This window comes from Bradyrhizobium sp. P5_C12 (assembly GCF_054049735.1).
In genome coordinates this window covers 1-962 of record NZ_JBFULU010000132.1, presented here as the reverse complement: position 1 = coordinate 962, position 962 = coordinate 1, and the positions used below count along the sequence as shown (strand labels likewise).

The 962-nt window shown below is 54.9% G+C and carries 1 protein-coding gene; it reads right to left on the bottom strand.

The window, feature by feature from the left end; all coding sequences use genetic code 11:
• Nucleotides 1–454 (bottom strand): response regulator (locus ACXJMY_RS37935; RefSeq protein WP_456624460.1); only part of this gene is annotated, 454 nt, incomplete at its 3' end.
• Between the last annotated feature and the right edge of the window lie 508 nt (nucleotides 455–962).

Genomic DNA, 962 nt, shown 5'->3' with positions numbered 1-962 from the left:
CCGTCAGCGTTGTCAGCACGCTCTCCGAATTCGCGCCCTGCTCCTGCGCCACGATCGACTCGGATGACGTCGTCGGCAGCAGGCTGTGGCCATTGGCGATGTGCCGCAAGGACTGCACCAGTGCTTCGGGCTCCGAGTCCTTCAGGACGATGCTACAGGTCCCGGGCGTCGCCGCGAGCACCAGTTCRCAATCTTCACTCGAGGCGAAAAAGACCAAATGTGTCGAACGATTTTCTGAATTGACGGTCGCAAGAATTTTCAGCGCGGCGAGCTCGGGCATCGCCGGATCGATAATCGCGATCTCGGGCGCAAAATTCCGGATCGCGTCGATGCAGCTTGCAGCATCGCTACAACATGCAACGACATTGAATTCGGCTACGGCACCGAGCACGTTGCTCAGCCCCTGCAAGACGACCGGATGCCGGTCTGCAATGACTACACTGGTACGTCGCATTGGGCGCTCCTCAGCGGGAGGTCCCCCAAAAAATATAAACTCCGTGAACCTGCTGCTATTTCACCCACTATAGATAGGATCATTCGAATTTTCTCCTAACACAAGCGATGTCGGTGTCGCAGCGCAATACTTAGGTTAATTTGGCGCGCTATTCTGCTCGCTTCCCGACTCTCACGCAGCAATTTGCGACCCGAATGCCCGTAAGAACCCGGTGATCAGACTGCGGCGCGCCGGCCTCTGTTGCGATCGAGACCGGCTAACGGCGCAATCCTTAACGGTGCACGGCCTTCGATATTTCCTCAACGTCCAATATACGCCTTGCCGTTAACTCGCTCGCGGACCGCGTTCGCTCAGACGTAGTATTTGTAAACAAAAACCCCTAAAGGTTTCTCAACTTTGAATGAACATCATCATCTAATTCACGCTGAGACTGCACCAGAAACGGTTTTTGCGAGCCGTACTTGCACGGATATGCACCTGCCCGGGTCTATAACGAACGATATATAGG